This window comes from Streptomyces sp. NPDC025651 (assembly GCF_055558735.1).
In genome coordinates, this window is the sequence record NZ_JBVHLZ010000001.1 from 1,220,563 (window position 1) to 1,241,956 (window position 21,394).

General features: G+C 69.7%; 19 protein-coding genes. 12 read left to right on the forward strand and 7 right to left on the reverse strand.

All coding sequences use genetic code 11. The annotated features are described in order from the left end of the window. Positions 1 to 10 precede the first annotated feature (10 nt). Entirely contained in the window at positions 11 to 637 is a 627-nt protein-coding gene (locus ACZ4D5_RS05690; protein WP_467771046.1) for a DUF3043 domain-containing protein, read from the reverse strand. Positions 638 to 928: 291 nt separating this feature from the next. Between ACZ4D5_RS05690 and ACZ4D5_RS05695 the strand changes: the two genes are divergently transcribed. The 5 genes from ACZ4D5_RS05695 to ACZ4D5_RS05715 all read left to right on the forward strand — a co-directional run bounded on the left by ACZ4D5_RS05695 (position 929) and on the right by ACZ4D5_RS05715 (position 7,518). Beyond that, positions 929 to 1,723 (forward strand): PspA/IM30 family protein, encoded by a 795-nt coding sequence (locus ACZ4D5_RS05695; protein WP_467771047.1) that lies wholly within the window; start codon positions 929 to 931, stop codon positions 1,721 to 1,723. Positions 1,724 to 1,750: 27 nt separating this feature from the next. Beyond that, on the forward strand, positions 1,751 to 2,029 hold the full coding sequence (gene pspAA / locus ACZ4D5_RS05700; RefSeq protein WP_467771048.1) for a PspA-associated protein PspAA: 279 nt from the start codon (positions 1,751 to 1,753) through the stop codon (positions 2,027 to 2,029). A 214-nt stretch (positions 2,030 to 2,243) separates the two neighbouring features. After that, the gene (locus ACZ4D5_RS05705; protein ID WP_467771049.1) at positions 2,244 to 3,509 is read left to right on the forward strand and encodes a sensor histidine kinase; all 1,266 of its coding nucleotides are present in this window, start codon (positions 2,244 to 2,246) and stop codon (positions 3,507 to 3,509) included. Then, a complete protein-coding gene (locus ACZ4D5_RS05710) occupies positions 3,506 to 4,186 on the forward strand; it encodes a response regulator (protein ID WP_467771050.1) in 681 nt (226 codons plus the stop codon). Before ACZ4D5_RS05705 ends, ACZ4D5_RS05710 begins: the two co-directional genes overlap by 4 nt. A 188-nt stretch (positions 4,187 to 4,374) precedes the next feature. Beyond that, a complete protein-coding gene (locus tag ACZ4D5_RS05715) occupies positions 4,375 to 7,518 on the forward strand; it encodes an efflux RND transporter permease subunit (RefSeq protein WP_467771051.1) in 3,144 nt (1,047 codons plus the stop codon). A 16-nt stretch (positions 7,519 to 7,534) separates the two neighbouring features. On the opposite strand, the gene ACZ4D5_RS05720 is transcribed toward ACZ4D5_RS05715, so the two are convergent. Then, complete coding sequence (locus tag ACZ4D5_RS05720) at positions 7,535 to 8,746, reverse strand: multidrug effflux MFS transporter (RefSeq protein ID WP_467771052.1); 1,212 nt, start codon at positions 8,744 to 8,746, stop codon at positions 7,535 to 7,537. 187 nt (positions 8,747 to 8,933) lie between these two features. Further along, positions 8,934 to 10,139: a quinolinate synthase NadA gene (nadA, locus tag ACZ4D5_RS05725; protein ID WP_467771053.1), complete on the reverse strand. Its 1,206-nt coding sequence runs from the start codon at positions 10,137 to 10,139 to the stop codon at positions 8,934 to 8,936. Positions 10,140 to 10,386: 247 nt separating this feature from the next. Between nadA and ACZ4D5_RS05730 the strand changes: the two genes are divergently transcribed. After that, a complete protein-coding gene (locus ACZ4D5_RS05730; RefSeq protein WP_030933606.1) occupies positions 10,387 to 10,743 on the forward strand; it encodes a HesB/IscA family protein in 357 nt (118 codons plus the stop codon). A gap of 112 nt (positions 10,744 to 10,855) precedes the next feature. Here ACZ4D5_RS05730 and ACZ4D5_RS05735 read toward each other — a convergent pair whose 3' ends face one another. After that, on the reverse strand, positions 10,856 to 12,370 hold the full coding sequence (locus tag ACZ4D5_RS05735; protein WP_467771054.1) for a hypothetical protein: 1,515 nt from the start codon (positions 12,368 to 12,370) through the stop codon (positions 10,856 to 10,858). Positions 12,371 to 12,521: 151 nt separating this feature from the next. Then, a complete protein-coding gene (locus ACZ4D5_RS05740) occupies positions 12,522 to 12,722 on the reverse strand; it encodes a hypothetical protein (RefSeq protein WP_467771055.1) in 201 nt (66 codons plus the stop codon). A gap of 160 nt (positions 12,723 to 12,882) precedes the next feature. Here ACZ4D5_RS05740 and ACZ4D5_RS05745 point away from each other — a divergent pair, with 160 nt between their 5' ends. Then, entirely contained in the window at positions 12,883 to 13,857 is a 975-nt protein-coding gene (locus tag ACZ4D5_RS05745) for a carbohydrate kinase family protein (protein ID WP_467771056.1), read from the forward strand. Between the two features lie 3 nt (positions 13,858 to 13,860). Here the strand turns inward: ACZ4D5_RS05745 and ACZ4D5_RS05750 are convergent, their stop codons facing one another. After that, the gene (locus ACZ4D5_RS05750; RefSeq protein ID WP_467771057.1) at positions 13,861 to 15,237 is read right to left on the reverse strand and encodes an aminotransferase class V-fold PLP-dependent enzyme; all 1,377 of its coding nucleotides are present in this window, start codon (positions 15,235 to 15,237) and stop codon (positions 13,861 to 13,863) included. Between the two features lie 345 nt (positions 15,238 to 15,582). Here ACZ4D5_RS05750 and ctaC point away from each other — a divergent pair, with 345 nt between their 5' ends. The 4 genes from ctaC to ACZ4D5_RS05770 all read left to right on the forward strand — a co-directional run bounded on the left by ctaC (position 15,583) and on the right by ACZ4D5_RS05770 (position 20,071). After that, positions 15,583 to 16,545, forward strand: a complete 963-nt coding sequence (gene ctaC, locus ACZ4D5_RS05755; RefSeq protein WP_467771058.1) for an aa3-type cytochrome oxidase subunit II — start codon at positions 15,583 to 15,585, stop codon at positions 16,543 to 16,545. Then, a complete protein-coding gene (gene ctaD, locus ACZ4D5_RS05760) occupies positions 16,542 to 18,278 on the forward strand; it encodes an aa3-type cytochrome oxidase subunit I (RefSeq protein WP_467771059.1) in 1,737 nt (578 codons plus the stop codon). The genes ctaC and ctaD overlap by 4 nt, the downstream gene beginning before the upstream one ends. Continuing rightward, positions 18,275 to 18,673, forward strand: coding sequence for a cytochrome c oxidase subunit 4 (locus ACZ4D5_RS05765; protein WP_467771060.1), 399 nt, complete (start codon positions 18,275 to 18,277; stop codon positions 18,671 to 18,673). The genes ctaD and ACZ4D5_RS05765 overlap by 4 nt, the downstream gene beginning before the upstream one ends. Positions 18,674 to 18,811: 138 nt before the next feature. Further along, on the forward strand, positions 18,812 to 20,071 hold the full coding sequence (locus tag ACZ4D5_RS05770) for a L,D-transpeptidase (protein WP_467771061.1): 1,260 nt from the start codon (positions 18,812 to 18,814) through the stop codon (positions 20,069 to 20,071). Positions 20,072 to 20,153: 82 nt separating this feature from the next. Here ACZ4D5_RS05770 and ACZ4D5_RS05775 read toward each other — a convergent pair whose 3' ends face one another. After that, positions 20,154 to 20,555, reverse strand: coding sequence for a hypothetical protein (locus tag ACZ4D5_RS05775; RefSeq protein WP_467771062.1), 402 nt, complete (start codon positions 20,553 to 20,555; stop codon positions 20,154 to 20,156). A gap of 195 nt (positions 20,556 to 20,750) precedes the next feature. Between ACZ4D5_RS05775 and ctaE the strand changes: the two genes are divergently transcribed. After that, a complete protein-coding gene (gene ctaE, locus ACZ4D5_RS05780; protein WP_362331510.1) occupies positions 20,751 to 21,371 on the forward strand; it encodes an aa3-type cytochrome oxidase subunit III in 621 nt (206 codons plus the stop codon). Positions 21,372 to 21,394 lie beyond the last annotated feature (23 nt).

A 21,394-nucleotide genomic window follows, 5' to 3' on the forward strand; every position in this document is an offset into this window, starting at 1 on the left:
GAGAATCCGCTCAGGGCCGCTCTCCGCGCTTGACCATCGGCTTCGGCAGACGCAGGCGGCGCATCTGCAGCGTACGCATCAGGGCGTACGCGACGGCGCCCTTCTTGCTGTCGCTCGGGAAGCGCTCGTTCAGGCGCTTCTTGAGGCGGAACGCGGTGGCGATCGAGTCGACGATGATCAGCACGATCACGAAGAGCCAGAGCAGCAGCGCGATGTTCTGCAGCTGGGGGACGCGGACCATGCTCAGGACGAGGATGATCACCGCGAGCGGCAGGAAGAACTCGGCGACGCAGAAGCGCGAGTCCACGAAGTCGCGGGCGAACTTGCGCACGGGGCCCTTGTCGCGGGCGGGCAGGTACCGCTCGTCGCCGCTGGCCAGCGCCTCGCGCTGCTTGGCCATCTGGGCACGGCGCTCGTCGCGCTGCCGCTTGGCGGCCTCCTTGCGCGTCGTCGGCGTGTTCGTCACGCTGCGGCGCTGCGACTGGGCCATGGCGCGCTTGGGGGTGGGGCGGCCCTTGGGGGCCTGCGGGTCACGGGGCTGCTTGGAGTCGGTCACCGGCGCCTGCGCGGCCGGGGCCTTCTCTTCCTTGGATCGGCTACGGAACACAAAAACCAAGGGTACGGGGTGCGGGGGCATGGACCCCAGGGGAGTGGGGAACGATCCGGCAACACCGGGCGTCTTGATTTATGTGCCTAAGGGGACGTAGCAGGCGGTAAGCGGCTGGTCCGGCGATGCCGGGCCCGCTGTTTCGGGGGCGCTTCACAGGGGTGCACCTACTCCTTACGCCGGAGCGGTGCCGGACGCAGTCGTCCTTGGGGATGAGCGCATCCGCACGCGAACAGTGCGGTAATGGATGCAGGGCCCGTACTGTGGGTTCTGAGCAGTACCTGGAGCTGGAAGTCCGTCAGAAGGGGGCGCGCGAAGCCCATGAGCGGTGTCATGAAGCGTATGGGGATGATCTTCCGCGCGAAGGCGAACAAGGCCCTTGACCGGGCCGAGGACCCGCGCGAGACCCTCGATTACTCGTACCAGAAGCAGCTGGAGCTGCTGCAGAAGGTGCGCCGCGGCGTCGCCGACGTGGCGACCTCCCGCAAGCGCCTCGAGCTGCAGCTGAGCCAGCTCCAGAAGCAGTCCTCGACCCTGGAGGACCAGGGCCGCAAGGCGCTCGCGCTCGGCCGTGAGGACCTGGCCCGCGAGGCCCTGTCCCGCCGTGCCGCGCTCCAGCAGCAGGTGACGGACCTGGAGACGCAGCACCAGACGCTCCAGGGCGAGGAGGAGAAGCTCACCCTCGCGGCCCAGCGCCTGCAGGCCAAGGTCGACGCCTTCCGCACGAAGAAGGAGACGATCAAGGCCACGTACACCGCCGCCCAGGCGCAGACCCGCATCGGGGAGGCCTTCTCGGGCATCTCCGAGGAGATGGGCGACGTCGGCATGGCGATCCAGCGCGCCGAGGACAAGACCGCGCAGCTCCAGGCGCGGGCCGGCGCGATCGACGAACTGCTCGCCTCCGGTGCCCTCGACGACTCCTCCGGCATGGCCAAGGACGACATCCAGGCCGAGCTGGACCGCCTCTCCGGTGGTACGGATGTAGAGCTGGAACTGCAGCGCATGAAGGCGGAGCTCGCGGGCGGATCCAGCAGCGGGCAGCAGGCGATCGAAGGCGGCCAGGGCCAGTCCCAGCCGCAGCAGCCGCAGGACACCCCCCGCTTCGACAAGCAGTAGCCCTACGCACGTCCCGAGGAGGACGACATGATCGTACGGATCATGGGGGAGGGGCAGGTGAAGCTGGCGGACAGCCACTTCGCCGAACTGAACAAGCTGGACGACGAGCTGCTCGAGGAGATGGAGAGCGGCGACGAACCCGGCTTCCGCCGCACGCTGCACGCGCTCCTGGACAAGGTCCGGGAGCTCGGCACCCCGCTCCCGGACGACGCCCTGGAACCCTCGGAACTGATCCTCCCGTCCCCGGACGCGACCCTGGACGAGGTCCGGGACATGCTGAGCGACGACGGCTTGATCCCGGGGTAGTGGGTTTCTGGCCCCGGGGTGCGGGGCCTGATCCCGGGTCGGGGCGCCCCTGAAAGGGGTGCGGGGCTGTGACATAGGCGGCTCCGCCGCGTGGGCGCGACGAGCCACGTCGAACCGGCAGCCGAAAACCGAAGCCCCTCCCGCCCCCGGAACCGAAGCCCCCGAGTACCAACCAACGGTTCAGGCCCCCGCCAAGGCCCCGTACCGTTGAGCGGTGACCACTCTCCTGCGAGGCCGCGGCTGGGCCAGAACACACCCGCTGGCGGTGGACGCGGCGCTCGCCTCCCTCGTCCTCGTCTGCATGGTCGTCGGCTCCTTCGCCGAGCCCTACGGAGAGCACGGTCCCACCTGGGGCACCCGCACCCCCGACGCCCCGAGCCTCCTCCTCATGGGGCTCGGCGCCCTCGCCCTGGTCTTCCGCCGCCGCGCCCCCTGGTCCGTCCTCGCGGCGACCTGCGCCGCTTCCCTCGCCGAGCTGCTCACCGGTGGCCCCCGCGCCCCCGTCGTGATGTGCGCGGTCATCGCGCTGTTCACCGTCGCCGCCACCACCGACCGCTCCACGACCTGGCGGATCGGCCTGGTCACCATGGCCGTCCTCACCGGCGTCGCGATGCTCCGGGGCCCCCTGCCCTGGTACGCCCAGGAGAACCTCGGCATCTTCGCCTGGACCGGCATGGCCGCCGCCGCGGGCGACGCCGTGCGCAGCCGCCGCGCCTTCGTGAGCGCCATAAGGGAGCGCGCCGAGCGTGCGGAGCGCACCAGGGAGGAAGAGGCCCGGCGCCGCGTCGCCGAGGAGCGGCTTCGGATCGCCCGCGATCTGCACGACGTGGTCGCCCACCACATCGCCCTGGTCAACGTGCAGGCCGGCGTCGCCGCGCACGTCATGGACAAGCGGCCCGACCAGGCCAAGGAAGCCCTCGCGCACGTACGCGACGCGAGCCGCTCCGCACTCAACGAACTCCGCGCCACCGTCGGCCTGTTGCGGCAGACCGGCGACCCCGAGGCGCCCACCGAACCGGCGCCGGGACTGCACCGCCTGGACGAGCTCGTCGAGACGTTCCGCAACGCGGGCCTGCCCGTGGAGGTGGCGCTCGGCCAGATCGGCCTCGACCTGCCCGCGGCCGCCGACCTCGCCGCGTTCCGGATCATCCAGGAGGCGCTCACCAATGTGCGCAAGCACGCGGGGCCGGGCGCCAAGGCCGAGGTGAGCGTCGTCCGCGTGGGCCCGAACGTGGAGGTCACCGTCATCGACGACGGCCCCGGCCACGACAAGGACCCCGGCGACAGGAACCCCGACGGCAAGCCCGGCGACAGGCCCGGCGGCGACGAGAACACCGACGGCGGCGGCCACGGCCTGATCGGCATGCGCGAGCGCGTCACCGCCCTCGGCGGCAGCTGCTCGGCAGGGCCCCGCTACGGCGGCGGTTTCCGCGTCCATGCGATCCTGCCCGTCACCACGGCAAAGGGAGGGACCGCGTGACGATCCGGGTACTGCTCGCCGACGACCAGGCCTTGCTGCGCAGCGCGTTCAAGGTGCTCGTCGACTCCGAGTCCGACATGGAGGTGGTCGGCGAGGCGTCCGACGGGGCGGAGGCGGTCAGGCTCGCCAAGTCCGAGCGGGCCGACGTGGTCCTGATGGACATCCGCATGCCCGGCACGGACGGACTCGCCGCCACCCGCATGATCAGTGCCGACCCAGCCCTCGCCCACGTACGCGTGGTGATGCTGACGACCTTCGAGGTCGACGAGTACGTGGTGCAGTCGCTGCGCGCGGGCGCCTCCGGGTTCCTCGGCAAGGGCGCCGAGCCCGACGAACTGCTCGGCGCCATCCGCATCGCGGCGGCCGGCGAGGCGCTGCTCTCCCCGGTGGCCACCAAGGGCCTGATCGCCAAGTTCCTTGCGCAGGGCGAGGGTTCGGACGGCGGGTCCACGCCGCGCGGCGAGCGGCTCGAGGCGCTCACCGGCCGCGAGCGCGAGGTCCTCGTACAGGTCGCGGGCGGCCACTCGAACGACGAGATCGCCGAGCGCCTCGAGGTCAGCCCGCTCACCGTGAAGACCCATGTGAACCGCGCGATGGCGAAGCTCGGCGCACGCGACAGGGCTCAACTCGTGGTCATTGCGTACGAATCGGGCCTGGTACGTCCAAGGGTGGAGTGACGCGAGGGGCGGCGTACTGCGCCCGCAGTACGCGCGGCACAAGAAAGGGTCCTGGGAGTGAGGCGGCGGGCGTTGCCCATGGCTGATGGTGTGAGGGGCGAACGAGCGCTCGCCGGAGGCACCCGTCTTCCGGCGCCGTCCGATGCCGTCCGCCACCCCTGCCGCGTACGCCACAGAGAGAGACCACCATGTCCTGGCTGTCCCGATTCAGCCTTGCCCAACGGGCGCTCATAGGGCTGATGTCGATCATCGCGATCGTCTTCGGCGCCATCGCGATACCGCAGCTCAAGCAGCAGCTGCTGCCCTCCATCGAGCTGCCCATGGTGTCGGTGCTCGCCCCGTACCAGGGCGCGTCCCCCGATGTGGTCGAGAAGCAGGTCGTCGAGCCGCTCGAGGACAACATCGAGGCGGTCGACGGAATCACCGGCATCACCTCCACGGCGAGCGAGGGCAACGCCGTGATCATGGCCCAGTTCGACTACGGCAACGGCTCCAAGCAGCTCGTCGCCGATGTCCAGCAGGCCGTGAACCGCTCCCGCGCCCAACTGCCGGACGACGTGGACCCGCAGGTCATCGCGGGCTCCACGGACGACATCCCGACCGTCGTCCTGTCCGTCACCTCCGACAAGGACCAGCAGGCCCTCGCCGACCAGCTCGACCGCACCGTCGTCCCCGCCCTGAAGGACATCGACGGCGTCGGCCAGGTCACCGTCGACGGCGTGCGCGACCTCCAGGTCGACGTCACCCCGGACGACGCGAAGCTGGCGAAGGCGGGCCTGACCCCGGCCGCGCTCGGCAAGGCGCTCCAGGCGGGCGGCGCCACGCTGCCGGCCGGCTCCTTCGACGAGGACGGCAAGAACCGCACCGTGCAGGTCGGCGGCGGCTACACCTCGCTCAAGCAGATCGAGGAGCTGCGGGTCACGCCCGAGGCCGGGCCGGGCGACCGGCCGGGCAAGCCGGTGCGCCTCGGCGACGTCGCCACGGTCGCGCAGAAGGAGTCGGACGCGACGTCCATCACCCGCACCAACGGCGAGCCCAGCCTCGCCGTCGCGGTCACGATGGACCACGACGGCAGTGCCGTCGCCATCTCCGACGCGGTCAAGGACAAGCTGCCCGAACTCCGCAAGGACCTGGGGTCGGGCGCCGAGCTGACGATCGCGAGCGACCAGGGCCCCGCGGTCTCCAAGTCCATCGAGGGCCTCACCACCGAGGGCGCGCTCGGCCTCGTCTTCGCGGTCCTCGTCATCCTGGTCTTCCTGGCGTCGATCCGCTCGACGCTGGTGACCGCGGTCTCCATCCCGCTCTCGGTCGTCCTGGCCCTGATCGTGCTGTGGACCCGCGACCTCTCCCTGAACATGCTCACGCTCGGCGCGCTGACCATCGCGATCGGCCGCGTCGTCGACGACTCGATCGTGGTCCTGGAGAACATCAAGCGCCACCTCGGCTACGGCGAGGAGCGCCAGGAGGCGATCCTCAAGGCGGTGCGCGAGGTCGCGGGCGCCGTGACGTCCTCGACCCTGACGACCGTCGCGGTGTTCCTGCCGATCGGTCTGGTCGGCGGCATGGTGGGCGAGCTCTTCGGCTCGTTCTCGCTGACGGTGACGGCGGCGCTGCTCGCGTCCCTCCTCGTCTCGCTGACGGTCGTGCCGGTCCTCTCGTACTGGTTCCTGCGCGCCCCCAAGTCGATCCAGGGCGTCGACCCGGAGGAGGCCCGCCGCAAGGCCGAGGAGAAGGAGACCCGCAGCAGGCTCCAGCGGCTGTACGTCCCCGTCCTGCGCTTCGCGACGCGGCGCCGCCTCACCAGCCTCGGCATCGCGATCGTGATCCTGGTCGGCACCTTCGGCATGGCCCCCCTGCTGAAGACCAACTTCTTCGACCAGGGCGAGCAGGAAGTCCTTTCCATCAAGCAGGAGTTGAAGCCCGGCACCAGCCTGGCGGCGTCGAACGCCTCGGCGAAGAAGATCGAGAAGATGCTCTCCGGCATCGACGAGATCAAGGACTACCAGGTCACGGTCGGCTCGTCCGGCTTCATGGCCGCCTTCGGCGGATCCACGGACACCAACCAGGCCTCGTACACGCTGACCCTCAAGGACAAGGCGTCGTACGAGAAGACGCAGGACCGGGTCGAGAAGGAGCTCGCCGAGCTCTCGGGCATCGGCCAGACCAAGGTCTCCGCCGGTGACGGCTTCGGCAGCCAGGACCTGAGCGTCGTGGTGAAGGCCGCCGACGCGGACGTGCTGCGCAAGGCGTCCGACCAGGTGCGCGACGAGGTCGCAAGGCTCGACGACGTCACCGACGTCCAGAGCGACCTCTCGCAGAGCGTCCCGCGCATCTCGGTCAAGGCCAACTCCAAGGCGGCGGAGGCCGGGTTCGACGAGACCACCCTCGGCCAGGCCGTCGCCCAGGCGGTGCGCGGCACCACCAGCGGCAAGGCGACCCTCGACGACACCGAGCGCGACGTCGTGATCAAGTCGGCGAAGCCGGCGAGGACCCTGGACGAGCTGAAGAAGCTGACGCTCGGCCCCGGCGTGAGGCTCGGTGACATCGCCGACGTGAAGCTGGTCGACGGCCCGGTCTCGATGACCCGGATCGACGGCGCGCGGTCCGCGACGATCACGGCGAAGCCGACCGGCGACAACACGGGCGCGGTCAGCGCGGACCTCACCAAGAAGCTGGACGCGCTGAAGCTGCCGGACGGCGCCACGGCGTCCATCGGCGGTGTCTCCGAGGACCAGGACGAGGCGTTCGCGTCCCTGGGCCTGGCGATGCTCGCGGCGATCGCGATCGTCTTCATGCTGCTGGTCGCGACCTTCCGCTCGCTGGTCCAGCCGCTGATCCTGCTGGTCTCCATCCCGTTCGCGGCGACGGGCGCGATCGGCCTGCTCATCGCCACGGACACCCCGATGGGCGTCCCTGCGATGATCGGCATGCTGATGCTCATCGGCATCGTGGTCACCAACGCGATCGTGCTGATCGACCTCATCAACCAGTACCGCAGGCAGGGGTACGGCATCGTCGAGGCGGTCATCGAGGGCGGCCGCCACCGCCTCCGCCCGATCCTCATGACGGCCCTGGCGACGATCTTCGCGCTCCTCCCGATGGCCCTGGGCATCACGGGCGAGGGCGGCTTCATCGCCCAGCCGCTCGCGGTGGTGGTGATCGGCGGCCTGATCACGTCGACGCTCCTGACGCTCCTCCTCGTCCCGACGCTGTACGCGATGGTGGAACTCCGCAAGGACCGCCGGGCCAAGAAGAAGGCGGCGAAGCGGGCGAAGAAGGCGGGTGTCCCGCCGCAGGCGGACGCCCAGGAGGCGGAACCGGCGAAGGTCTAGAACCCGCCGCCGTCACTCACACCACGGGGTGCTCCTCGTCCAGAGGAGCACCCCGTCGTCGTACGCACATCCGAAGGGAAAGCACCGCAACCCCGCTGCAGCAGGCCATCCCGCAGAACAGCGGCACCGCGGTGCCCTCCCCGCCCAGCCCCACAAGAGGCGCCACCACCGCACCGAGCCCACTCTGCGCCGTGCCGAGAACCGCCGACGCCACCCCGCCGGAGGCCCCCGGCACCCGCGCCAGCGCCAACGCCGCCGAGTTCGCCACCACAAGCCCGAACCCCCCGCACACCACGGCCAGCAACGGCAGACAGACGAAGACCGTCAACAGCCCGCCCACCGCGAGCAGCAACAGCACGCACGACCCGCCCAGCATCGCCGACAGCCCACCCCGAAGCAGCACTTCAGGGGCGATCCGCCCCACGAGCCGCGCCCCCACCGCACTGGACACCGCCACGAAGACCGCCCCCGCGGAGAAGGCGAAGGACGACACTCCGACGCCCATCCCCAGGACGTTCTGCAGCAGGAACGGCGACCCGGCGGCGTAGCAGAAGAGCATCCCGAACCCGAAGGTGAAGGCGAGCGTGTACCCCACGTACGCCCGGTCGCCCACGACCTCCCGCACCGAGGCGACCGCCCGCCGCACCCCACCCGCGTGCCGCCGCTCCCTCGGCAGGCTCTCCGGCACGCCCACCACGACGCCCAGCGTCACGATCAGCGACACCCCGGCGAGCACCCAGAACACGCCCCGCCACCCGCCGGCACCCCCGATCACGGCCCCGCCCGCCGGCGGCGCGAGGACCGGCGCGATCCCGGCCAGCGTCATCAGCACCCCGAACAGCCGCGCGGCGGCGGCCCCTTGGACCACGTCGGCGATCACGGCCCGGCTGATCACCACCCCCGCGGCCCCGCTGAACCCGGTCAGGAACCGCAGCGCCACCAGCCACCCCCACGAGGGCGCGACGGCACACAGCGCGGTCCCCACGGTGCACACGGCGGCGCCCGCGAGCAGCGGTCCGCGCCTGCCGTACCGGTCGGACAGCGGCCCGAAGACGAGATGTCCCACCGCCATGCCGACCAGGAACGCGGTGAGCGTGAGCTGCACCCCCGAGGCGTCGGTGCCCAACTCCCGGGCCATCCGCGGGAAGGCGGGCAGATACATGTCGGTCGACAGCGGACCGACGAACGACAGCAGCGCGAGCGCGGCGGTGAGCAGGGGACGGGGCATGGCGCGGGGACCCTCCTGGGCAGCCGGATGAGCGGGCACAGAAGAAGGGGGGAGGGTCCGGACGAGTGCCGGGAGAAGTGCGCGGAGCACTGGATGCGCGCGAGGAGTTCGACGCGCGTGAGGAGCCTAGAACGCCGTAAGGGGCACCCGCAATGGCGGGCGCCCCTTACACGGCGGAAAGGCGTGCCTACGGAAGCGCCAGCATCCGCTCCAGCGCCAGCTTCGCGAACTGCTCGGTCTCCCGGTCCACCTCGATCTGGTTGACGAGGGTGCCCTCGGCGAGGGACTCCAGGGTCCAGACCAGGTGCGGCAGGTCGATCCGGTTCATGGTCGAGCAGAAGCAGACCGTCTTGTCGAGGAAGACGATCTCCTTGTTCTCGGCGGCGAAGCGGTTCGCCAGACGGCGTACGAGGTTCAGCTCGGTCCCGATGGCCCACTTGGACCCGGCGGGCGCCGCCTCCAGGGTCTTGATGATGTGCTCGGTCGAGCCCACGTAGTCGGCCGCGGCCACGACCTCGTGCTTGCACTCGGGGTGCACCAGGACGTTCACGCCGGGGATGCGGGCCCGCACGTCCTCCACGCTCTCCAGCGAGAAGCGCCCGTGCACCGAGCAGTGGCCGCGCCACAGGATCATCTTGGCGTCGCGCAGCTGCTCGGCGGTCAGGCCGCCGTTCGGCTTGTGCGGGTTGTAGACGACGCAGTCGTCCAGGGACATGCCCATGTCGCGCACGGCGGTGTTGCGGCCCAGGTGCTGGTCCGGCAGGAACAGGATCTTCTCGCCCTGTTCGAAGGCCCACTCCAGGGCCCGCTTGGCGTTGGACGACGTGCAGATGGTGCCGCCGTGCTTGCCCGTGAACGCCTTGATGTCGGCCGAGGAGTTCATGTACGAGACGGGCACGACCTGCTCGGCGATCCCGGCCTCGGTCAGCACGTCCCAGCACTCGGCGACCTGCTCGGCGGTGGCCATGTCGGCCATCGAGCAGCCGGCGGCCAGGTCGGGGAGCACGACCTTCTGGTCGTCCGTCGTCAGGATGTCCGCGGACTCGGCCATGAAGTGCACGCCGCAGAAGACGATGTACTCCGCGTCCGGCCGCGCGGCCGCGTCGCGGGCCAGCTTGAAGGAGTCGCCGGTGACGTCCGCGAACTGGATGACCTCGTCGCGCTGGTAGTGGTGGCCCAGCACGAAGACCTTGTCCCCGAGCTTCTCCTTGGCGGCGCGGGCGCGCTCCACGAGGTCGGGGTCGGACGGGGACGGCAGATCGCCGGGGCACTCCACGCCGCGCTCGCTCCTGGGGTCGGCCTCGCGGCCGAGCAGCAGCAGGGCGAGGGGCGTGGGCTGAACATCGAGGTTCACGCGGTCCACGGGGGACTGGGCGGTGGTCACAACACGCACCCTTTCTAAATCTGCAGACGATCCTTTTCGTCTAATTGACGTTATCTATCATAACCGCTTCGTGTCAGTTTGACGATGGCCATAGTGTCGATGTGACGAATTCCCCGTCCGATGGTCCGGTGTCCCTCGCTGCGCCATGTGCGAGCATGAAGGGGTAAGACGTAAGCGCTCGGCCCGGAATGAATCCGCGGCCCCGCCGGTTGCAACCGTCGGCAAGCAGTCTCCGTACAACCCGGGAGAGAAGCAGATGTCCGTATCGGACGAGACCACCACCGTGAGCGACGGCATCCTCCTGTCGGACGCCGCCGCGGCCAAGGTGAAGGGCCTGCTGGAGCAGGAGGGCCGGGACGACCTGGCGCTGCGCGTCGCCGTTCAGCCCGGCGGCTGCTCGGGCCTGCGTTACCAGCTGTTCTTCGACGAGCGCTCGCTCGACGGCGACGTCGTCAAGGACTTCGACGGCGTGAAGGTCGTCACGGACCGGATGAGCGCTCCCTACCTGGGCGGTGCCTCCATCGACTTCGTGGACACCATCGAGAAGCAGGGCTTCACGATCGACAACCCGAACGCCACCGGCTCCTGCGCCTGCGGCGACTCCTTCAGCTGAGCCTGTAGGTACGCGTACGACGAAGGCGGCGGCCCCCTGAAGCTCCAGGGGGCCGCCGCCTTCGTCATACGCGCTGTCGGCTGCTGCTGCGTCTTGCCGGCCGCCCTTGCCGCTACTTCCGCGGGACGGTCTCGCCGCCCGCCGCGTTCACGACCTTGCGGTCGCCGAGCGGCTTGTCCAGGGTGACCGTCTCGGAGAGCTCCTCGGCGATCAGGACGCAGACCTCGTCCTTCTTCCGCTTCTCGGTGACCGTGACCGTCACGGTGTCGCCGTCCTCGCTCGCGGAGGCGGAGTAGTCACTGCACACGCCGCCCCAGAAGTGCAGGGTCAGTGAGGTGCCGTCGGCGCTGTAGGACTCGACGCCCGCCTCGCTCGTGTCGCCCTTGCCGCCGCCGTCCGTCCCGTCCCCCGGCTTCTCGGTGGGCTCCGTGGGCGTGCCCGGATCGCTGGGCGACGTCAGGTACTTGGGGGCGACCGCCGGGTGCGTCACCGTGAACGTGTCCTGCGCGCCCTGCGGCTTCACCTCGAACAGCCAGGACGGTACGAGGGTCTGCCTGCCGTCCACGAAGTGCGTCGCGAGCCCGAACGTGGCCCCGCTGACGGCGACCGGCCGCGGCTTCGGCGTCGCGGACGACGGCTCGCAGGGCGCCTGCTTCGATCCGCTGCCGCCCTCCGTCTTCGTGCTGTCGTCGGCGTGCGGCACCGGGGTCGCGCAGCCACCGATGCCGACGCGGCCGTCGCCCGCGGTCGAGTTCAGCCGGTCCAGGGTCTCCTGGGCGCCGATCACCGGGTACGTCGCGCCCTTCTCCGGCGCCTTCAACCGGCCGCTGCCGCCGACCACTTCGCCGTCCGAGCCGACCTGGATGCCGGTCGACCAGCCGTACGTCGGCAGGCCGCCGATCACCGGGTCGGCGTTCACCACCCGTACGGCGCCCATGAGCTGGTCCGCGTCCAGCTTCGCGTCGTCCTGGCCGAGCGCCTTCAGGACCGGCGCCGCGGCGTCCTTGGCGGCCTGCTCGCCCACGGCGTCGTCCGCGTCGCCGTTCGGCGCGGTGCCCGTGCTCGAACAGGGCTTGCCCTTGGGGCAGTTGTCGGTGCCGCCCGCGCCGTGCCGCGTGTACGTCCAGGTGCCGGGCGCCTGCTTGTTCACCTCGAGGGAGGGGCCCGAGCCGTCCTTGTCCGGGCCCACCTTCCAGGCGCCGTTCCGTGACGTCGGCGTCCCGCTGACACCAAGTGCCTTGGCCAGCCTGGTCACTTCGGCCGCGGTGACCTCGCCGCGCGCCTGGTACACGGGGGCCGAGCCGGGGCCGTCGGGCAGCTCACCGGTCGCCTTGTACCTGGCGCCGTTCGGGTCCGGCTCGCCCGGCGCGATGCCGTTGCCGCCGTCGCTGCCGCCGCCCTGCCGGTCCCCGCCCGTGTGGCCGTCCAGGGCGAGCGGCGGCGGAGCGCCGCCGTCCCCCGCGGGGGCCCCGTCGCTGCCGCCGTCGCCACCGCCGGACGCGGTCGTCGCGAAGTACGCGCCACCGCCGCCGATCAGCAGCACGGTGGCCGCGACCGAGGCGACGGCCAGGCGGGACCGCCGCCGCGGCGGCTCGGCCGCCTCATGAACGGATCGCTCGGTGCTCACCGCATCGCTCCTTCGACTGCACTGCTGTCCCTGGAAACCCACAGGTGGGCTTCGTCGTATCTCAGTTCCCCTTTACGGGGGACGGCGATGGGACGCAGCGGGGGAGCGCACGGTTCCCTGAACGCGCGCCAGGGCCCGGAACCGGCCTCCCTCAGTCTCCGTATTCAGACATTCCGTCGATCAGTCGCGCGGAAGAAGGCGGGACGGTGATCCCGTGGATGAGCGAGGGCGGCACGGGGACGGTCGCGGCCGCGGCGGGCACCGCCCAGTGCGGTGCCATGCGGGCGCAGTCCCCGCGCAGCGTCTCCATGCTCTCCGGGGTCTCGACGGGGAGGGCGACAGGACGCTTCATGGCGACATCCTTCGGGATAACGGTCATAACGGCACCGTACGCATCCGGCCCTCGACGAAAAAAGACCTACTATCGGGTAGTTTTGCCACTTCAGAGGCGGGGTCTCGACCCGGTAGCGTGAACTGTCAACTCCTCGCCTTTCCTCCAGGAGCATCCAGCCGTGCGTATCGCAGTCACCGGCTCCATCGCTACCGACCACCTGATGACCTTCCCCGGCCGTTTCGCCGACCAGTTGGTCGCGGATCAGCTGCACACGGTCTCCCTCTCCTTCCTGGTCGACGCCCTCGACGTCCGCAGGGGAGGTGTCGCCCCCAACATCTGCTTCGGCATGGGCCAGCTCGGCGGCACCCCGATCCTGGTCGGCGCCGCGGGCGACGACTTCGACGAGTACCGCGCCTGGCTGGACCGGCACGGTGTGGACACCGCCTCCGTCCGCATCTCCGAGACGCTGCACACGGCCCGCTTCGTGTGCACCACGGACGCCGACCACAACCAGATCGGCTCCTTCTACACGGGCGCGATGAGCGAGGCCCGGCTGATCGAGCTCCAGACGGTCGCCGAGCGCGTGGGCGGCCTCGACCTCGTCCTGATCGGCGCCGACGACCCCGAGGCGATGCTCCGTCACACCGAGGAGTGCCGCACCCGCGGGATCCCCTTCGCCGCCGACTTCTCCCAGCAGATCGCCCGCATGGGCGGCGACGAGATCCGCACCCTCCTGGAGGGCGCGACGTACCTCTTCTCCAACGAGTACGAGAAGGGGCTCATCGAGTCCAAGACCGGCTGGACCGACGCCGAGATCCTTTCCAAGGTCGGCCACCGCGTGACGACCCTCGGCTCGCGCGGCGTCCGCATCGAGTCCGCGGGCCAGGACCCGATCGAGGTCGGCGTCCCCGAGGAAGAGGCGAAGGTCGAGCCGACCGGCGTCGGCGACGCGTTCCGCGCGGGCTTCCTCTCGGGCCTGTCCTGGGGCGTCGGTCTGGAGCGCGCGGCCCAGGTCGGCTGCATGCTCGCCACCCTGGTGATCGAGACCGTCGGCACGCAGGAGTACGAGCTGCAGCGCAGCAACTTCATGGAGCGCTTCACCAAGGCGTACGGCCACGAGGCCGCCGCCGAGGTCCGGCCGCACCTGTCCTAGGGGTCACGAGCTCCGGCGGACCACATAGGCGGCGCCGTGGTCCGCCGGCCGCTCACCCACGTACGTGTGCTGCTGCGTCCAGCACCACGCGGGGATGTCCACCGCCGCGACCTCGTCGTCGGCGAGCACGGTGACGGTGCCGCCCACCCGCACCCGCCCGATCGCCTTGGCCAGCTCGATGACCGGCAGCGGGCAGCTCATCCCGAGCGCGTCGACGGTCACGGCCTCCGCCTGCCCGCTCCCGCCCGCGACCGGGGCGCCCAGGGTCTCCCGCACGCCCCGCACGATCCCCGGCAGCACGTCGAGGAACCGCTCGACCTCCGCCTCCTCGGTCCCCGTCGGCAGCGAGACCCGTACGTTGCCCTCGCTCACCACGCCCATGGCCCGCAGCACATGGCTCGGCGTCAGCGTCGAGCTGGTGCACGACGAGCCGGACGAGACGGAGAACCCCGCCCGGTCCAGCTTGTGCAGCACCGTCTCCCCGTCGACATAGAGACAGGAGAAGGTGACCAGATGCGGCAGCCGCCGCACCGGATCGCCCACCACCTCCACGTCCGGCACGAGCCCGGGCACCCGCGCCCTGATCCGCTCCGTCAGCTCCCGCAGCCGCGCGCCCTCCGCGGCGGCCTCGGCCCGCACCGCCCGCAGCGAGGCGGCGGCCGCGACGACCGCCGGAATGTTCTCGAAGCCGGCGGCCCGCCCGGACTCCCGCTCGTCGACCGGGCCTTGAACGGCGAAGCGCACTCCCTTGCGTACGACGAGAAGCCCGACTCCCGCGGGGCCGCCCCATTTGTGGGCACTCCCCGTCAGCAGCGACCAGTCCCCTTCGACCGGACCCCAGGCCAGCGACTGCGCGGCGTCCACGAGGAGCGGCACCCCGGCGGCACGGCAGACCGCGGCCACCTCGGCGACCGGCTGCTCGGTGCCCACCTCGTGGTTGGCGGACTGCAGGCAGGCGAGCGCGGTGTCCTCGCGCAGCGCGTCCGCGTACGCCTGAGGGGTCACCGCCCCGCCCCGGTCCACCGCCACGTCGGTCACCGTCCCGCCGTCGGCCTCGTGGGCCTCGGCCGAATGGAGCACCGACGAGTGTTCGACGGCTGACACGATCAGGTGGCGTCCGACGCGCCGCCGCCCGGCCAGCGCCCCGCCGATCCCGGAGTGCACGGCACGGGTGCCCGACGAGGTGAACACGAGCTCGTCGGGCCGGCACCCCACCGCCTCGGCGGCCGCCTCCCGCGCGGCGTCGAGCAGCAGCCGGGCCCGCCGCCCCTCGCGATACAGCCGCGCGGGATCGGCCCACCCCTCGTCGAGCGAGGCCTGCAGCGCCTGCCGGGCAACGGGATGAAGGGGAGCGGAGGAAGCGGCATCGAAGTAGGACACGCCGTCAACGCTAAGGCGTCCGCATCCCGCCCCGCCCCGCAGGAGCGCCCCGAAGGGGCGCGGGGAACTGCGTGATCAGCCACAACAGGCCCGCAGCCGCGGACCCACGGATTCCGCCGAGCCGGAGGGCGCCCGACCCCCCGTCAGAAAGCGCTCGGCGGCGCGCCGTCCCACCCTTCGGAGTGACCCGCGGCGCGTTAGGCACCCTCCCCGCGCGACCCCAAATAGCGTCCAGTAGGGTTTGGTCCGCATAAACATCCAAACCCCTGCCCGCCGCAGGGCGGCGACCGACCAGCGTGAAGGCCGCAGCCGACCGCGCGGGCGAGACTCTCGGGAAGGCGCTACGTGAGTCCCAACGGCTCCGACCGCTCGTCGCGGCGCCCGATGCGGCGGAAGCTGCCGCAGGTGCTGACTGCGGGCCTGATCCTGGTAACCGCCACCGGTTGCACATACAAGGATTTCCCCCGCCTTGGAATGCCCACCCCGGTAACGGAAGAGGCTCCGCGGATTCTCTCCCTCTGGCAGGGCTCGTGGGCGGCAGCGCTCGCCACGGGCGTGCTGGTCTGGGGTCTGATCCTGTGGAGCGTCATCTTCCACCGGCGCAGCCGCACCAAGGTGGAAGTACCGGCGCAGACGCGTTACAACATGCCCATCGAGGCGCTGTACACGGTGGTTCCCCTCATCATCGTCTCGGTGCTCTTCTACTTCACGGCTCGTGACGAGTCGAAGCTCCTCGCTCTCGAGGAAAAGCCGGCCCACACGATCAACGTGGTCGGCTACCAGTGGAGCTGGGGCTTCAACTACGTCGAGAACGTCAAGGGCGCCGGCAAGGAGAACGCCAAGACGTCCAAGGACCTCGAGGCCATCCCGGAGAGGTTCCGCAAGGACTTCCCGGAGAACGCCAACGGTGTCTACGAGGTCGGTACGCCCGGTGAGCGGAACCCCCAGAACGGCAACCCCGGCCCGACCCTCTGGCTCCCCAAGGGCGAGAAGGTCCGCTTCGTTCTGACGTCGCGTGACGTCATCCACTCCTTCTGGGTGGTGCCGTTCCTCATGAAGCAGGACGTCATCCCCGGCCACACCAACGCCTTCGAGGTGACTCCGAACAAGGAGGGCACCTTCATGGGCAAGTGCGCCGAGCTCTGCGGCGTCGACCACTCCCGGATGCTCTTCAACGTCAAGGTCGTCTCTCCCGAGCGCTACAAGCAGCACCTCGAGGACCTGGCGAAGAAGAACCAGACCGGTTACATCCCGGCCGGCATCGAGCAGACGCCCCACGAGAAGAACCGGGAGACGAACAACCTGTGAGCATCCTCAACGAACCCCAGGGTGCCGCGGCAGCAGAAGACTCGTACGAGAACGAGCTGCCGGTCAGGCGCAAGCAGCCGGGAAACGTCGTCGTCAAGTGGTTGACCACCACTGACCACAAGACGATCGGCACGCTGTATCTGGTCACGTCGTTCGCGTTCTTCTGCATCGGCGGCGTCATGGCGCTCTTCATGCGCGCCGAACTCGCCCGGCCCGGCACGCAGATCATGTCGAACGAGCAGTTCAACCAGGCGTTCACGATGCACGGCACGATCATGCTGCTGATGTTCGCGACGCCGCTGTTCGCCGGCTTCGCGAACTGGATCATGCCGCTGCAGATCGGCGCGCCCGACGTGGCGTTCCCGCGGCTGAACATGTTCGCCTACTGGCTGTACCTGTTCGGCTCGCTCATCGCGGTCGGCGGTTTCCTCACGCCGAACGGTGCCGCCGACTTCGGCTGGTTCGCCTACAGCCCGCTCTCGGACGCGGTCCGGTCCCCGGGCATCGGCGCCGACATGTGGATCATGGGTCTGGCCTTCTCCGGCTTCGGCACGATCCTCGGCTCGGTCAACTTCATCACCACCATCATCTGCATGCGCGCGCCGGGCATGACCATGTTCCGCATGCCGATCTTCGTGTGGAACGTGCTGCTGACCGCGGTCCTCGTTCTGCTGGCCTTCCCGGTCCTGGCCGCCGCGCTGTTCGCCCTGGAGGCGGACCGCAAGTTCGGTGCCCACATCTTCGACGCGGCCAACGGCGGCGCCTTGCTGTGGCAACACCTCTTCTGGTTCTTCGGCCATCCAGAGGTGTACATCATCGCTCTGCCGTTCTTCGGCATCATCTCCGAGGTCATCCCGGTCTTCTCCCGCAAGCCGATGTTCGGCTACATGGGCCTGATCGGCGCGACCATCGCCATCGCCGGTCTGTCGGTGACGGTGTGGGCGCACCACATGTACGTCACAGGCGGCGTGCTCCTCCCGTTCTTCTCCTTCATGACGTTCCTCATCGCCGTGCCAACAGGCGTGAAGTTCTTCAACTGGATCGGAACGATGTGGAAGGGGTCCTTGTCCTTCGAGACCCCGATGCTGTGGGCGGTCGGCTTCCTGATCACCTTCACCTTCGGTGGTCTGACGGGCGTCATCCTGGCCTCGCCGCCGATGGACTTCCACGTCTCCGACTCGTACTTCGTGGTCGCGCACTTCCACTACGTGGTCTTTGGCACCGTGGTCTTCGCGATGTTCTCCGGATTCCACTTCTGGTGGCCGAAGTTCACGGGCAAGATGCTCGACGAGCGCCTGGGCAAGATCACCTTCTGGACGCTGTTCGTCGGCTTCCACGGCACCTTCCTCGTCCAGCACTGGCTGGGTGCCGAGGGCATGCCGCGTCGTTACGCGGACTACCTCGCCGCCGACGGCTTCACCGCGCTGAACACGATCTCGACGATCTGCTCGTTCCTGCTCGGTCTGTCGATCCTGCCGTTCTTCTACAACATCTGGAAGACGGCCAAGTACGGCAAGAAGATCGAGGTCGACGACCCGTGGGGCTACGGCCGTTCGCTGGAGTGGGCGACGTCCTGCCCGCCGCCGCGGCACAACTTCCTCACCCTGCCGCGCATCCGCTCGGAATCGCCGGCGTTCGACCTGCACCACCCTGAGATCGCGGCCCTCGACCACCTCGAGGCCCACGGCCACGAGGACAAGGCGCTCGCGGGCGGCAAGGAGGCCGGCAAGTGAAGATCCAGGGCAAGATGTTCATCTGGCTGAGCGTCTTCGTCCTCGCCATGGCGATCGTCTATGGCGTGTGGTCGAAGGAGCCGGCCGGTACCACGGCGCTCTTCCTGGCCTTCGGCCTGTGCATCATGATCGGCTATTACCTGGCCTTCACGGCCCGGCGAGTCGACGCGTCCGCACAGGACAACAAGGAGGCCGACGTCGCGGACGAGGCCGGCGAGGTGGGCTTCTTCAGCCCGCACAGCTGGCAGCCGCTCTCCCTGGCCGTCGGTGGTGCGCTGGCCTTCCTGTCCATCGCCCTCGGCTGGTGGCTGCTGTACTTCTCGGCCCCGATCATCCTGATCGGCCTGTGGGGCTGGGTCTTCGAGTACTACCGCGGCGAGAACCAGACTCAGTGAGTCCGTAGTTCACGCACCCGTGCCCGAGGGGCCCGGACACTCCTGACGGAGTGTCCGGGCCCCTCGGCGTGCCGGGGGCGCCCCTCGGACGGGTCACTCGCCGCGCCGGAGCTGATGAACCTTCATACCGTGTGATGTATGAGCCACTCACCGCGAATCCGCACGGTACTGAGCTGCACGATGCTGGTGGCCGCCCTCGGTGCGGGGGCCACGGCATGCGGCAGCTCCGACGGCCACCCGCTCTCGGCGAAGCCGTACGACGCGGCCGGCCAGATCGCCTTCAACGGCCCCGTGGGCAGCCAGAAGGCGGACCCCGACAAGCCCCTGGAGGTCACGGCCCAGGGCAAGGAGGGGCGCATCACCGATGTGACGGCCACCGACGAGATGGGTCGGTACGTGGCGGGTGAACTCTCCGCCGACGGCGCCCGGTGGCACAGCACCGCACCGCTGGCGGCCGGCGCCCACTACACGGTGCGCGTGAGCACCGAGGACGAGGAGGGGTCGCCCGGCCGCAAGGTCATGACGTTCGACACGACCCCGGCCGCCAAGAAGAAGCAGCTGAAGGTCACCTTCGGCCCCGAGGCGGGCAAGTACGGCGTCGGACAGCCCGTCACGGCCTCGCTCAGCACCCCGGTGAAGGGCAAGGAGGCCAGGGCGATCGTCGAACGCGCCCTGAAGGTCCGTGCGGTGCCCGCGGCCGAGGGCGCCTGGTACTGGGTGGACAGCGAGACGCTGCACTACCGGCCCAAGGAGTACTGGCCCGCGGGCGCGACCGTGAACGTCTCCAGCAACCTCGAGGGCATCAAGGTCGGCGACAAGCTGTGGGGCGGCGAGGCCAAGCCGCTCAGGCTCACCATCGGCGACCGCATCGAGGCTGTGACGGACGCCTCCTCGCACTGGATGACGGTCTACCGCAACGGCGAGGAGATCAACTCCATCCCGGTGACCACGGGGAAGCCCGGCTACTCCACCCGCAACGGCGTCAAGGTGGTGCTGGGCAAGGAGTACTTCGTACGGATGCGCGGCACCAGCATCGGCATCCCCGCGGGCAGCAGGGACTCGTACAACCTGCCGGTCTACTACGCGACGCGGCTCACCGACACGGGTGAATACGTGCACGCGGCGCCCTGGTCGGTGGGCTCGCAGGGCTACGCCAACGTCAGCCACGGCTGCGTCGGCATGAGCACGAGCAACGCCGCCTGGTTCTTCGAGACCGTACGCCAGGGCGACATCACCCGGACCATCAACAGCTACGGCGAGGACATGCCGACGTTCGGCAACGGCCTCGGCGACTGGAACATGAGCTGGAAGAAGTGGCGGGAGGGCAGCGCGCTGCTCTCCGGGACCAAGGAGGGCCCCGCGGCGGTCGACGCGGCCCGACTGCGGCCGCAGGTCTAGCGGCCCGGCACAGAGGCCGTCAGAGGCACGAGAGAGGGGCCCGCGCCACCGCGCGGGCCCCTCTCTCGTGATCCGTACGCCGTCAGGCCTGAACGGCGAGCCGGGAGCGCAGCAGGGCGGCCAGTGCGTCCGCGAACTCCACCGGCTCGACCGGAAGGGTCACCGCCGCTTCCGCGCGGCTCCAGGTGGCGAGCCAGGCGTCCTGCGGGCGCCCGATGAGCAGCAGGACGGGCGGCGCCTGGAAGATCTCGTCCTTGATCTGGCGGCAGACGCCCATGCCGCCCGCGGGCACCGCCTCGCCGTCCAGGACACAGACGTCGATGCCGCCCCTGTCCAGCTCCTTGAGGACCGCGGGCAGCGTCGCGCACTCGACGAACTCGACGACGGGGACGTCGGTCGCTGGCCTGCGGCCGGTCGCCAGCCGGACTTGCTCGCGGGTGCTCGCGTTGTCGCTGTAGACCAGCACCGTGGCGGTCGGCTGCATTGTTCCTCCAGAACATCAGGCTGAGCTCAGCTGTGCCGTCATGGGATCGGGAACCGATGCGCGGATGCTACTCCTCCCGACACCCCGTCAACACCGGTTCGGAGAGGCCTCCGATGGGCCATCCGGGCAGGACACACGCCGCAGACACTCCGAACGGCACCCCCCGGGGTGAGGGCGGGATAAGCGACCGACATAATGTCGGTCGTGGCGACAGCAACGACAGTAGATACCGGGCACGCGCACCCGCCGGTCAATCGACCGAACCTCACCAGCGTCGGAACCATCATCTGGCTGAGTTCCGAGCTGATGTTCTTCGCGGCCCTCTTCGCGATGTACTTCACCCTGCGATCGGTGACGGGTCCCGATCACTGGAAGGAAATGGCTTCGGCCCTGAACTTCCCGTTCTCGGCGACGAACACCACGATCCTGGTGCTCTCCTCACTCACCTGCCAGCTCGGCGTCTTCGCCGCCGAGCGCGGTGACGTGAAGAAGCTCAGGATGTGGTTCATCGTCACCTTCGTCATGGGTGCGATCTTCATCGGCGGTCAGGTGTACGAGTACACCGAGCTGGTCAAGCACGAGGGCCTCTCGCTCTCGTCGGACCCCTACGGCTCGGTCTTCTACCTGACCACCGGCTTCCACGGACTGCACGTGACAGGCGGCCTGATCGCCTTCCTGCTGGTCCTCGGCCGCACCTATGCGGCCAGGAGGTTCACCCACGAGCAGGCGACCGCAGCCATCGTCGTGTCCTACTACTGGCACTTCGTCGATGTGGTCTGGATCGGCCTCTTCGCCACGATCTACATGATCAAGTAATCGGCGGGTCGCTACGGCGACAT